Here is a 12683-nt window from a genome sequence, read left to right on the forward strand (position 1 = left end):
CATCCTCCGCCGCGCCGGCATCGACCAAAAGTTTTATCGGGTGTCTGAACGCCACAGGATGCTGTCGGGCGCAGTGCCCGACAGCATCCTGTGGTGTCGAAATCAGGCTTCTTGAGAGACCCTGTTGCGGTAGCTGTACTGAGCCGCGCGGTGCGTCGGAGCCACGCGGTCGCCCTTCTCCTGCAGCTTGTTGCGCAGTGTGCCCGGCGTGTAATCGGTCGGGTAGGCTCCGCGCTCCTGCAGCACGGGGACGACGTGTTCGACGACGTCTTCGAACGTGCCCGGCGTGACCGCGTAGGCGAGGTTGAATCCGTCGACGTCGGCGTGCTCGGCAATCTCCTGCAGTTGGTCGGCGATCTCCTCACCGCTGCCGACGATGTACGGGCCAAGTCCGCCGATCGCGCCCTGCTTCGCGATGTCGCGCACCGTCCACACGGTGCCGTCGTCCGCCCCGCGCTGCACGTTGGCGAGCGCTGACTGAATGGCGTTGCTCTTGACGTTGCCCACCGGCTCGTCGAGGTCATATTGCGACAGGTCGACGCCCATCCAGCCGGAGAGGAAGACCGCGGCACCCTCGGGGCTCGCGTAGCTGAGGTAGTCTTCGAACTTCGCCTGCGCCTTCTCGGGCGTCGAATCGGTGATCACCGTGATGAGCGCGTAGATGCGGGCATCGTAACGCCCGCGGCCGGCGGCCTCGAGCCCGTCGCGAATGCGCGTGACCGTCTCTTTCAGGCCGTCCTTCGTCGAGTTCGCGATGAAGATCGCCTCGGCGTTCTCGGCAGCAAATTTCACTCCGCGCGGCGAGGCTCCGGCCTGGTAGATCACCGGGGTGCGCTGCGGGCTGGGCTCAGAGATGTGGATGCCGGGGACTGTGAAGTTCTTACCCTCGTGCCCGATCTCGTGCACCTTGTTCGGGTCGGCGAAGACGCCGGACTCTCGGTCGAACTGCACGGCGTCGTCTTCCCACGACCCTTCCCACAGCTTGTAGAGCACTTCGAGATACTCGTCGGCGTAGTCGTATCGGTCGTCGTGCTCCATCTGGTCGTCATGACCCATGTTGCGCGCGGCACTCGGCAGATACCCGGTGACGACGTTCCAGCCGACACGACCCTTCGTCAGGTGGTCGAGCGTCGTCAGTCGGCGCGCGAACGGGTACGGGTGCTCGTATGCGGTTCCCGCTGTGACGCCGAAGCCGAGGTTCTCGGTGACGGCGGCCATGGCTGAGACCAGAAGCAGCGGGTCGTTCACCGGAACCTGGGCGCCGTGCGTGATCGCCGCCTCATTGCTCGAGCCGTACACGTCGTAGGTTCCGAGCACGTCCGCGATGAACAGGCCATCGAACTTGCCGCGTTCCAGCAGCTGCGCCAGATGCGTCCAGTAGTCGATCGTGTTGTAGTAGCGCGACCGGTCATCGGGGTGACGCCACAGCCCGGAAGACTGGTGGGCGACGCAGTTCATGTCGAAGGCGTTGAAGCGAATCTGACGAGTCATGCACCAAGGATGCTCTGTCTGGCAGCATCCGTCATCTTCGACGTTTCACATTTCGTCACAGTCGCAGTCGAGCTTCCGCGCGGAGGGGCAATTCGATCCAGCGAAGCTTAGGCCGTGACCCGCTCGTACACATCGATCATGGCCGCGGTCTGCGCGCTCTGCCGCAGGGATTCGGCGGCGTTCGGCGAGGGCCGCGGCAGATCACCGGATGCTCTCGAGTCAACCACCTGCGTGATCGTCGCGGCGAGCGACTCGACGGAGTCATCGTCCGGCTCGATGTACACGCCGTCCGGCAGCTCGGCAGCGATGTTCGGGTCGCAGACGACCGATGTCGTCCCCAGAGCTGCCGCCTCGAACACAGTCATGCCCTGCGTCTCGAAGCCGATCGATGTCTGCATGAGCGCGTCGGCAGAGGCGATTGCCGCGAGGGCGTCGCGGTAGGGCACTTTCCCGGCCAAGACGACGCGATCGCGCAGTTTGTTCTTGACGATGAACTCTCGGGCTCGCGACAGCAGAAGTCCCTGACCGTACAGGCGCACCTCCGCGTTGGCACCCGAGAGTTTGACGGCCTGCAGAAACTCGAGGATCCGCTTTTCGTGGCTCATGCGCCCCATCCACACGAGCGTCGGCCGCGACGGCGGCGTGCGGTCCACATGCGCGAGCACGTCGTCGATGATGTCGTCGTCAGCACCCGTGCGCACCACGTCGATGTCGTTCGCGACGCCCTTCTGCCGCAGTAGCGCGGCGAAGTGGTTGCTGGGCGCTGTAACAGCATCCGCTCGCAATGCCAGCTCGTTGAGGTACCGCCACGCGTCGGGGCGGAGCAGGGACATCTGGCCACCGAGCGATCTGCCCTCAAGGCTGAGCAGCATCTTCGTCGCCAGTTTGGGGAACGGGACGGTCTTACGCAGCCCGAACTCCATATTGTTGTGGAAGGTGAGCACGACAGGCAGCTCGTGGCGCTGGGCGAAGCGCAGACCAATTGCCGCACCCCAGAAGTCGCCCTGGACGTGCACGACATCGACATGGCCACGCTTCGCCATTTCAGCGTCAAGGGCGCGGTCACTGCGACGCCCCGGCTTCGTCAGCGCATACTCACGATCGAAGGTGATCGGGAACGACGGAAGGTCGACATAGCAGGGATCATGCGGGTGATCTCGGTGCATGCCCGGGGCCACGATCGTGACCTGGTGCCCGGCCTTCTCGAGAAACTTCTTCTGCAACCGGATCGACACTTGCGCACCGCCAAGCGACTCAGGATGCTGGTCGGTGGCGATCATCACGTGCATTGTCACTTCACAATACCGGGCGCCCCTCCGTCACACCCGTGAGGTTCGCGCAGAGCGTGTGCCCGAGAGCCTCGCGCCGGGCCCCAATTCCCTGTTTTGAGCCGGTACTCTCAGAGAATTCGCGTGATCTTCTTGACCTTGCCCCTTGGGCACGGTCGAGAGTATCGATGCGGCACTCGCCGCACGAGGTGACGGAGGGGCGATGAGCGAGTTGACGGCCGGGGAATTCCGGCATCGCACGAGGCTGAGCACGAAGATGCTCAGGCTCTACGCGGACACTGGTTTGCTCATTCCTGCTCGCGTCGATCCGCTCAATCAGTATCGCTATTACGACGAGAGTCAGATTCCGCTTGCACGCTTGATCGTCCTGCTGCGTGGTCTCAAAATGCCGCTCGCAGACATCGGAAGACTTCTCGAAGCTCACGACAATCAGCGTCCGAGCATCGTCGATGCGTACTGGGAGCGGGTCGAGTCCGAGCACGCGACAATGCGCGCTCTCGCGAACTACGTCATCTCGCAATTCGATCCCGAGAGGACACCGACAATGTCAGTGCACACACGAACCGTGAACCAGACGACATACCTCACTGAGAAAAAGACAGTGCGGCCGGAGCAGATTCCATCGTTCATTGAAGAATCAGGGCATCGGCTTTTCACCCTCGCCAGCCAATTCGGCGGGCCTGCCGGTGCACTGACGACCATCTACAACCAGGAGGTGAACGACGAGTCCTCAGGCGAAATCCAGAACGCTGTGCCGGTCGCTGGTGCCATCTCAGAATCCGAAGTCACCGCACCGGTCTCAGTACTAACGGAACCGGCTGGCGAGCACGCGTACACGCGCATTTCCAAGGCCCAGGTGAAGTATCCGCAGATTCTGCAGGCGTATGACGAGGTATACGCGTGGTTGGAAAAGCAAGGCTTCACGCCGTCAGGTCGACCACGTGAGGTCTACTTCGCTGATTGGAGTGCGATCGGCCCCGATGATCCCTCGTGCGACATCGCTGTTCCGTTCACTCGGTAGCTAGGCAGATCGCAGCTCGGGCACGCTCTCGCCGTCGCGCGGCGGAGGCGGGGGCGTGCCGTCGCCAAACGGGCGACCGCCGAGCTCTTCCCGCCCATGCGGGGTGAGCCAGACTGTTTCGTCCGGCCCGACCGGCACGATGCCGCTCGGGTTGATGTCGCGATGCACGATGTAATAGTGCGCCTTGATCTGCCCAAAATCGATCGTGTCGCCAAACCCCGGTGTTTGGAACAGGTCGCGTGCGTAAGCCCAGAGCACCGGCATCTCGGCGAGCTTCGATCGATTGCATTTGAAGTGCCCGTGATACACAGCGTCGAAGCGCACGAGCGTCGTGAAGAGCCTGACGTCCGCCTCGGTGATGGTGTCGCCGACCAGGTAGCGCTGAGTGGCGAGACGTTCGCTCAGCCAGTCGAGACACTCGAACAGTGCTGAGTACGCGCGTTCGTACGCCTTCTGCGACCCGGCGAAGCCCGCCTTGTACACGCCGTTGTTGACATCGTGATAGACGCGTTCGGCAACCTCATCGATCTCGTCACGCAGCGCCTCGGGGTAGAGGTCCGGCGCGCCCGCGCGGTGGAACGCCGTCCACTCCGTCTCGAAGTCGATTGTGATCTGCGGGAAATTATTCGTGACCACGGCACCCGTCGGAACATCGACGACGGCGGGAACCGTGATGCCGCGCGGATAGTCGCTGAAGCGGGCGAAGTATGCCTGCTGGAGTCGCTCGATTCCGAGCACGGGGTCGACGCCGCCCGGGTCGAGATCAAACGTCCAGCTGCGCTGGTCGTGTGTCGGGCCGGGCAGCCCGAGTGAGATCGCGTCCTCGAGTCCGAGCAGACGCCGCACGATGATCGTGCGATTTGCCCAGGGGCACGCTCGTGCGGCGATCAGCCGGTAGCGGCCCGCTTCAACGGGCCACCCGTCCCGTGCGTCTCGGGTGATCCGGTCTTCGATGTAGTTCGTGTCGCGGTCGTAGGGCTGCCCCGGCTCGACGTAGCGCCCACCAGAATCTGTTGTATCAGCCATATCTCGACCATACGTCGGACTGCTCCGGCCAACACCCGCGCACCTCTAGAAATATGCACCGCAGAAAATATGTACCGGAGAACGCGTGCACCCACAAAAAGTTGAGGAAAACGGCTGCACCTCCGCACTACAAAGCCACATTCACCTCACATGAGTGGGCCAGAGGGCGGTTCCGCGAAAGGCACGCGACAGATCAGTACGAAAATGTGGAACGTGCCGCCTCGTGCACGGCACAGGTGCGTTCACCACCCCGCAGCCGTGCCCTGCTCTGCTCTGCTCTGCTCTGCTCTCAGCAGAATGGACCCTCGTGAGCTCGAAGGAGCCGTAGCGTTGGCGTGGAGCGGACAAGATGCGAAGCGCTTCGGCTTCGGCTTCGGCTTCGGCTTCGGCTTCGGCTTCGGCTTCGGCTTCGGCTTCGGCTTCGGCTTCGGCTTCGGCTTCGGCTTCGGCTTCGGCTTCGGCTTCGGAGACAATCATGCCCGCCCACGAACTTCTCATCCACGTTCAGCAACAGAAGGACCGCATTATGGAACTCATCTTCGTTCACGGAGCACTCGTGCGAGACGGTCAGTGGTGGTGGCAGCCGACCGCTGACCTTCTGCAGGAGCGCACGGGCATCCGGAGCCGCTCCGTCGCGTTGCCCTCCTGCGGTGAAACAACACCCGATGAGATCTCCGGCGGTCTCGCGGCCGATGCCGCGGCGTTGCGCCGCGAGCTCGACGGTGTGGATTCGGCCATCGTCGTCGGGCATTCGTACGGCGGCACGGTCATCGCAGAAGCCGGCCACCATGATGCCGTCGAGCATCTGCTCTACGTGTCCTCGTATCTTCCCGATGCCGGTGCATCGCAAGGTGCGATCATGAGCGGCGAGAGCGACCCGGTCTCGATTGGTGACAACGGCGACGGCACGCTGAGCGTTACTGGTTACGACGCGGCGTCCTTCGGTGCACGCTTCCTTCAGGATGCTGACGAAGAGACACAGTTGAGCGCATGGAGCAGAGTGACGGCGCAGTCTGCCGGAGCATTTATGACGCCCACGAGCGCTGCCGGCTGGACCGGCGTCGACTCAACGTACATCGTCTGCGGGAACGACAACAGCACATCCGTCGAGCTTCAGCGGCTCCACGCCGAGCGCGCGACACGCTCCGTCGAGGTGCCGACCGGTCACCATCCGTTCATCACCCGTCCGGACCTGGTCGTGGATCAGCTGGAGGCGCTCCTGCAGCGGTGACTACCGCGCCTCGGCGATCGCGCCCGCTGGTGTGAGAGGCGTCAGCGGGCGTCGAGCTCCTCGACCGCCTCGATCAGGGTGCCCTGCACGAACGTCAACCAGTCGTACATGCCCTGCAACGACTCGACGTCTTCGTCGCTGAGTTCCGCCGCGAGAGCATCCGTAGGCTCGGCGATTCGCGAGTCGAGACTGAGCCGCAGGTCGGTGAGCGATCGCATCCAGCGCAGCGCAGCGTCCCGGTCGAGCCGCACCTCCGTGGTGCGGCCCATCGTCACCGGAAGTGCCCCGTGATCGCGGAACGTCTCGAGCACAGCATCCGCGTCTGCTTTCATGCTCTGTGCCAGGTCGTCGACGGTGAAGCGTCGGAACTCCTCGGCCGCCTCCTCATCGCTCAGATACGCGGGCGGAAACAGCCGCGCTCCCGCCGCATCTTCGACGGCGCCACCCGCGGCGACTCCGTCGATCAGCGCGTGAAGCTGCTCGGTGAGGTTGGTGAGCACCGACACCTCAATGTCTTCGAACCGCGCCTCGATGTGCTCGCCCGAACGTCGGAAAGCCCGCATCACTGCCCCACCCTCGTCATCGGTCTGCCTCCTGCAACGTCGCCATCAGACCGTAACCATGCATGGCGGAGACATGTCTCTCCATCTCTTCGCGCGTGCCGGTGGCGACGACCGCGCGGCCATCGTTGTGCACCTGCAGCATCAGCTTTTCCGCCTTCTCACGGCTCATGCCGAAATAGCTGCGGAACACGAACGCCACGTACGTCATGAGGTTCACCGGGTCGTCCCAGACGATCGTCACCCACGGCGATCCGAGGGTGAGCTGCTCGTCGAGCCTCGTGTCGTCTGCGGTTTTGGGCATACCTCTATGCTGACATCTCGCGGGCGCAGAAGCACCCGCTCGGTTCCCAGATTTTGTGAGGTCAGATCAGCCCGACGGGGGCGCCGGATGCCGCGGAGCGATGCGCCGCCTCGGCGATGCGCACCGCGGCGAGTCCGTCGACGGCGCTGACGCGCGCCACGGCTCCGTCATCGATCGCGTCGGTGAAGTCACGCAGCTGCGCGCGGTAGGCATCCTCGTTGTCGGCGGCCGATGCGGCATCGCGTTCGGCGTCCGAGTCGTGATCCAGCGACCCGGACGTTCCCTCAAGGTGGAACGTTGCTCGGAATCCGGATCCGGGTGGACCCCAGCGACCGACCACCTCGGTGACAGCGCCGCCGACGTGCGTGAGCTCGACGCGCGCCTCGACGAGTGCCGGAACCACGCCGTCGGCGGTGGCAGGATGCTGCGTGGCTTCGACGCGCTGCACCTCGCCCAGCATCCATCGGGCCTGGTCATAGTCGTGGATGAGGAAGTCGACGAGGATGCCGCCGGACGCCGCGTCGTCGTCGAACCAGGTGCCGTCGGCCGGTGTTGCCGCCTCGCGCGTGAACGTGGCGCGCGAGATGCGGCCGAGGGCACCGCTTGCTACCGTGGCCTGCGCGCGTGCGTACGGCTCCATATAGCGCACGACGTGGGCGGGGAACAGCGGGGTGCCAGCGGCCTCGGCCGAGAGCACCAGGTCGCGGGCGATCTCGGTCGTGCGCGCAAGCGGCTTCTCACACACGATCGGCAGGTCTGCCGAGATGGCAGCACGGATCTGCTCGGCGTGATGCGGTGTGGGCGAGGTGATATCGACGATCGTCGCCGACTGTACGAGCTCTTCAAGGGAGGCGACGGCGGCAATGCCGTGCTCGGCGGCGAAGGCTTCGGCCGAGCGCGGGGACCACACGATGATCTCTGCACCCAAGCTTCTCCAGGCTTCCGTGTGCGTTGCCGCCATGAACCCGCTGCCGATGAGTCCGACCGTGTGCTGTGTCATCGAAGCCCCTTCGCTTGATGCCAACGTAGCAGTGCACCGCCGCTGGCACACCCACACACACGCGTCAGCGGCGCAGGCGTTCGAACGTCACAAAATCGAAGCCGTCGCGCGGGTCGCGAGCCACCTCGCGCCACTCGGCGTCCTTCCACTCGGGAAAGTGAGTGTCACCCTCGGGCTCGGCGGCGATGACGGTGAGCTCCATGCGGTCGGCGAGATCCATCGACTGCGCGTAGATCTGGCCGCCGCCGACGATTGAGACCGGAGCATCTCCCGCGAGCGCGAGAGCGGCGCCGAGCGACAGCGCAGTGTCGACGCCGTCGCGCCGCCAGCCAGCATCCCGTGTCACAACGATCGTGCGTCGCCCCGGGAGTGGTCGGCCGATCGAGTCGAAGGTGCGGCGCCCCATGATCATCGTCGTGCCGAGCGTCACCGCTTTGAAATGCTTGAGGTCTTCAGGCAGATGCCACGGCATGCCGCCGTCGGCGCCGATCACTCGGTTTCGGCCCATGGCCGCGACAAGCGTGACGGTCATACGGCGATCGGGGCCTTAATGCTGGGTGCCGCCTCGTAGTTCTCGAGCGTGAAGTCGGCAATTTCGAACGCGTCGATCGATGTGCGCTGCGGGTTGATCCGCATGGTCGGCAGTGGACCCGGCTCGCGGGTGAGCTGCAGCTTTGCCTGTTCGAGGTGGTTGAGGTACAGGTGCGCGTCGCCAAACGTGTGAACGAACTCGCCCACCTTGAGACCCGTGACCTGCGCGACCATCATCGTGAGAAGCGCGTACGAGGCAATGTTGAACGGCACACCGAGGAAGATGTCTGCCGAGCGCTGGTACAGCTGGCACGAGAGCGTGCCGTTCGCGACGTAGAACTGGAACATCGTGTGGCAGGGTGGCAGCGCCATATCGTCGACCTCGGCGACATTCCACGCATTGACGATGTGCCGACGGGAATCCGGGTTTGCCGTCAGCGACTCGATGACCTTCGCGATCTGGTCGATGTGCCGACCATCGGGTGTCGGCCACGACCGCCACTGGTGGCCGTAGACGGGCCCGAGGTCGCCGTTCTCGTCAGCCCACTCGTCCCAGATGGAGACCTTGTTCTCGTGCAGCCAGGCAATGTTCGTGTCGCCGCGCAGGAACCACAGCAGCTCACCGATGATGCTGCGCAGGTGCAGCTTCTTCGTCGTCAGCGCCGGAAAACCCGCCTGCAGGTCGAATCGCATCTGGTGCCCGAACACGCTGAGCGTGCCCGTTCCTGTGCGGTCGGATTTTTCGACTCCGTCGTCGAGAACACGCTGCATCAGATCAAGGTATTGGCGCATGCTCTCCAGCGTAATCGACGGTTCCGACGTTCAGCTCGGGCGACGCGAGGTCGTCACCGTGAACTTCGCGTTGCGAGCCACCTGCTGGGTGACTCCCACGTGCCTTTCGAGCTGTGCCCGGTAGTGCAGGTGCGAGTTCCAGACGCAGAGCAGGGTTCCGCCGGGTTTCAGAACGCGCCCCGCCTCGGCGAACAGTTTGAGTGCGAGGCCCGTGTGCACGGATGCTCCGATGTGGAAGGGTGGGTTGAGCAGAACCGCATCGATGCTGGCGTCCGGCAGGGTCGAGAGCCCGTCATCGCGGATCACGGTGACGCGGTCGCTCACACCGTTGGCGTCGGCGGTGAGGTGAGAGGATGCTGTCGCAGCGGCCGATTGGTCGGTCGCTGTCACATCAGCATCAGGTCGGTGAAGCGCGAATGCGGTGGCAAGGACGCCGGTGCCGCACCCGAGATCGACGATCGTGCGGGCGGACGCCGGGATGCTGTCGAGGTGGTCGAGCAGAAACCGCGTGCCGACGTCGATGCGTGTTCCCGCGAACGCGGCTCCGTGCGCCCACACGGTCAGGGCGAGCTCGTCGTGGCGCTGCGCCCGGGGCCAGCGCGGCCCGGCGGACGCCCCCGTCGGTGAGGGCACACTCGACGACTCGGCGCGGGGCACGGCACCGGATGTTGTGAGCACCCTCGACTTCTGGCGGGCGAGCCCAGCTTCTACGTTCTGGAATGACCTGCGCAGCACATCGTTTATGGCTGTGCTCATGTGCTTGACCCGGCCCCCGGCGAAGACGCGCACGTCGGGATCAGCGTGGCGCGCAATCAGCTCAGCGATCTCGTCAAGGGCATCGAGCGACCGCGGCAACTGCAGCAGCACGACGCGGGCACCCGAGACGAGCGCAGCATCAAGCGGATGCTGTGCCACACGGTCGTTCAGACCGAAACGTTCTGCGTTGGCGGTGATCGCGCGCTCTTGCGAGAGCGCATCCTGATGCACCCGGACGCTGGGCACGTCGTGCTGCGCGATGGCCCCGAGCGCGAGGGCGCCGTATCGGTCGCCCATCGCTACTACGTCGTCGGGTGCAGCATCCGCCATCGCTGTCGCGGCGGTGTCGAGCAGCAACCGGTCCGTGGCGTCAACGGCATAGAGGTTGGGTGCCTCGACGTCAGGCCAACGACGCAGGGCATCAAACGAGAAGTCCACGCCTCAAGCGTACGGTGCCACGCGTCGACCTCCGTCAACGCCCGGGAGGCGAAACCGAGCGGGGTCTCAGCAGATGCGCCGTCAACCACCAGCTCACGGCGCCGACTGCGGCGCACGTGATAAGTGCCAGTGCACAGATGAACACGGTGAGAAAGGAGCCGGCTGCAGCGGGAGTCTCCTCCCATGGCTGCGACTTCGGTGCTGCCATGAGGTACACCATCACGAAGATGCCGCCGACAGCCGACCACGCCGTGAGCGCGATCAGCGACGCCAGCAACGTTGTGCTGTTCGGTCTGTGCACCCCGCCCGAGCGGAGGATCAACAGGCTCGCGCCGTAGCCCAGTCCGAAGGTGACACAGAAGATGCCGGAGTAGAGGGCGCCCCCGTACACCAGCGCGCCCATCATTTCGCCGAACTCGTCACCGGCCCCGAGGGCGAGCTGCCACGTGCCAGCGAAGAACGCCATGGCGGCGGCCGCCATGAGGTAGAGGGCGAGAGCCGATCCCCCGCCACCGATGAGCGTAAACGCAATGCCTCCCGCGACCAGCGTGCGCGTCCGCTGTCGCGGTGACAGGGGAGGTTTCGGGGGCAGGCGAATCGGCTGGGGAGGCGGCCACGGCCCGCCCTGTTGCGGTGACGACCACCTCGCACCCGCGGGCGGGGGCGGCCAATGCGCTTCCCTCTGCGGCGGCGGGGTGGGCGCTGATGGGGGCAGAGACATGTGCGGCTCCTCTCGTCGAAGAAAGCCCACACTCGCAGATCACCGCGCTCCCCCGCGGGCCGCGTCGCGCTACTGTGGATAACCGCTCCAGACGCACCACCTGTGGAGAAGTAAGCGCCCGTATTGCTGCGCGCTCACCAGCATCCGTGATCGCAAAGCGAGTAGGTCGCAGAGTGCGCGCATCGCAGACTGAGCACATCGCAGTGCGCACGCATCGCCGCGCGAACGCGTCGCCGGCAGCAGGCCCGATGCCCGGCCGTCGTCAGATGTAATAGGGCTCGCCCGCATACCGCTGGGCAGGATGCCTCGCGCGCAGGCAGTGGGCCATCCACCACCAGCTCAGAGCCCCGACCAGGGCCCAGAGCACGATTCCGAGTACGAGTGCCACGACGTTGAAGATGACGAAACCGGCACCGGACGTATCGCCGTTCATCGCGAGAACAGCGATGAGGCCCACGATGTAGATGATGTAGCCCACCCACAACACGATGAAGCCGGCGACGCTGGCGATGCCGAGGCCGGCCCAGGTCGTTCCCGTCGCTTTGGCGACCTTTCCGATGTGGGCGATACCGATGCTCGCTCCGTAGCCGAGGATCCAGATCACAACGCCGACGAGCAGGGCCAGGGCAAAAGCCCACCAGTAGTTCTCCCACATCGCGTCGAGGTCTGAGATGGTCTGCAGAGTTTCGGCGCTCTGATCATGCAGCTGCGACGCGATTCCCCGAATGAGTCCGGCAACGGCAGACCAGCTGAGCAGTGTGAAGATGATGGAGAAGCCCAGAGACATGAGCGGGAATCCCACGGCTCCGGCCCACATCGCGGCGGATTTCTGACCCCGGGTGAGCGGAGGCCGACTGCGACTGATCGGTCGGTAGTAGTTCGGCATCGGCGCAGGGGGCACATGAGCAGACGGCTGCACGTATCCGGAGCCCGACTGCTGGTTCGGCGGATACTGATTTGTCATGATTCCCCCTGGTCCGCTCGTTTTCTTACTCTTCCAGAGTCTGAGCGCATTGTCTGTGGAGAGAAGTACCCTCCCGCACAACAAACGCGCTGGCCACCGATCAGATCGGTGGCCAGCGCGTGACAATCTTCACGACCTCAATCGCCGCCTCGGCGTGGCCGCCAGACGACGATCTCGGTGCGTCTCTGCGTGCGGGTTCCGCTGCGCAGGGGGATGACGTCGCCGTGCTCGCCCGCGGCAAACACGCGTCTCCCCTGTTCTTTGAGCACCTGGTCGGCGAGCGCGTTCTCCAGGTCGCGGACACGGGCATTGAGGCGAGCCACCTCGTTTTCAAGGCCCAGGATGCGCGCGATGCCCTCGAGGCTGACGCCTTCGCCACTGAGTCTCTGCACTTCGCGGAGCTGCTCGACATCACGCATCGAGTATCGACGAGAACGACCGGCCGTCCGCCGGGGCCGCACGAGCCCGATGCGGTCGTACTGCCGCAGAGTCTGCGGGTGCATTCCCGCAAGCTCGGCAGCCACCGCGATGGCGAAGACCGGTGAATTCTCGTCCATGG

15 protein-coding genes are annotated in these 12683 nt (G+C 64.7%); 3 read left to right on the forward strand and 12 right to left on the reverse strand.

The window, feature by feature from the left end:
• Positions 1 to 102: 102 nt before the first annotated feature.
• On the reverse strand, positions 103 to 1491 hold the full coding sequence (locus OK352_RS12340; protein WP_265141787.1) for an LLM class flavin-dependent oxidoreductase: 1389 nt from the start codon (positions 1489 to 1491) through the stop codon (positions 103 to 105).
• Positions 1492 to 1598: 107 nt separating this feature from the next.
• Positions 1599 to 2771, reverse strand: a complete 1173-nt coding sequence (locus tag OK352_RS12345) for a glycosyltransferase (protein WP_306387800.1) — start codon at positions 2769 to 2771, stop codon at positions 1599 to 1601.
• Between the two features lie 211 nt (positions 2772 to 2982).
• Here OK352_RS12345 and OK352_RS12350 point away from each other — a divergent pair, with 211 nt between their 5' ends.
• Positions 2983 to 3801: a MerR family transcriptional regulator gene (locus tag OK352_RS12350; protein WP_265141789.1), complete on the forward strand. Its 819-nt coding sequence runs from the start codon at positions 2983 to 2985 to the stop codon at positions 3799 to 3801.
• Here OK352_RS12350 and OK352_RS12355 read toward each other — a convergent pair whose 3' ends face one another.
• Complete coding sequence (locus OK352_RS12355) at positions 3802 to 4827, reverse strand: glutathione S-transferase family protein (protein WP_265141790.1); 1026 nt, start codon at positions 4825 to 4827, stop codon at positions 3802 to 3804.
• Positions 4828 to 5124: 297 nt separating this feature from the next.
• On the opposite strand from OK352_RS12355, the gene OK352_RS12360 reads away from it, so the two are divergent.
• Together OK352_RS12360 and OK352_RS12365 are read left to right on the forward strand one after the other, a co-directional pair.
• Positions 5125 to 5421, forward strand: coding sequence for a hypothetical protein (locus OK352_RS12360; protein WP_265141791.1), 297 nt, complete (start codon positions 5125 to 5127; stop codon positions 5419 to 5421).
• Positions 5354 to 6058: an alpha/beta hydrolase gene (locus OK352_RS12365; protein WP_265141792.1), complete on the forward strand. Its 705-nt coding sequence runs from the start codon at positions 5354 to 5356 to the stop codon at positions 6056 to 6058. Before OK352_RS12360 ends, OK352_RS12365 begins: the two co-directional genes overlap by 68 nt.
• A gap of 41 nt (positions 6059 to 6099) precedes the next feature.
• Here OK352_RS12365 and OK352_RS12370 read toward each other — a convergent pair whose 3' ends face one another.
• The 9 genes from OK352_RS12370 to OK352_RS12410 all read right to left on the reverse strand — a co-directional run bounded on the left by OK352_RS12370 (position 6100) and on the right by OK352_RS12410 (position 12681).
• A complete protein-coding gene (locus OK352_RS12370) occupies positions 6100 to 6621 on the reverse strand; it encodes a DUF2017 domain-containing protein (protein ID WP_265142028.1) in 522 nt (173 codons plus the stop codon).
• 16 nt (positions 6622 to 6637) lie between these two features.
• Positions 6638 to 6922 carry an ATP-dependent Clp protease adapter ClpS gene (clpS, locus tag OK352_RS12375; RefSeq protein WP_265141793.1) on the reverse strand — a complete coding sequence of 95 codons (285 nt, stop codon included), beginning with the start codon at positions 6920 to 6922 and terminating at the stop codon, positions 6638 to 6640.
• Between the two features lie 61 nt (positions 6923 to 6983).
• On the reverse strand, positions 6984 to 7979 hold the full coding sequence (locus OK352_RS12380; protein ID WP_306387801.1) for a Gfo/Idh/MocA family protein: 996 nt from the start codon (positions 7977 to 7979) through the stop codon (positions 6984 to 6986).
• Between the two features lie 7 nt (positions 7980 to 7986).
• Positions 7987 to 8454: a dihydrofolate reductase gene (locus tag OK352_RS12385; RefSeq protein ID WP_265141795.1), complete on the reverse strand. Its 468-nt coding sequence runs from the start codon at positions 8452 to 8454 to the stop codon at positions 7987 to 7989.
• Positions 8451 to 9245, reverse strand: coding sequence for a thymidylate synthase (locus tag OK352_RS12390; RefSeq protein WP_265141796.1), 795 nt, complete (start codon positions 9243 to 9245; stop codon positions 8451 to 8453). Before OK352_RS12390 ends, OK352_RS12385 begins: the two co-directional genes overlap by 4 nt.
• Before the next feature lie 30 nt (positions 9246 to 9275).
• A complete protein-coding gene (locus tag OK352_RS12395) occupies positions 9276 to 10439 on the reverse strand; it encodes a class I SAM-dependent methyltransferase (RefSeq protein ID WP_265141797.1) in 1164 nt (387 codons plus the stop codon).
• A gap of 34 nt (positions 10440 to 10473) precedes the next feature.
• Complete coding sequence (locus OK352_RS12400) at positions 10474 to 11160, reverse strand: hypothetical protein (protein ID WP_265141798.1); 687 nt, start codon at positions 11158 to 11160, stop codon at positions 10474 to 10476.
• Positions 11161 to 11422: 262 nt separating this feature from the next.
• Positions 11423 to 12124, reverse strand: a complete 702-nt coding sequence (locus OK352_RS12405; protein WP_265141799.1) for a hypothetical protein — start codon at positions 12122 to 12124, stop codon at positions 11423 to 11425.
• A gap of 137 nt (positions 12125 to 12261) precedes the next feature.
• On the reverse strand, positions 12262 to 12681 hold the full coding sequence (locus OK352_RS12410) for a heat shock protein transcriptional repressor HspR (protein ID WP_265141800.1): 420 nt from the start codon (positions 12679 to 12681) through the stop codon (positions 12262 to 12264).
• Positions 12682 to 12683 lie beyond the last annotated feature (2 nt).

It is taken from the genome of Microbacterium sp. MPKO10, assembly GCF_026107415.2.
Taxonomy (GTDB): domain Bacteria; phylum Actinomycetota; class Actinomycetes; order Actinomycetales; family Microbacteriaceae; genus Paramicrobacterium.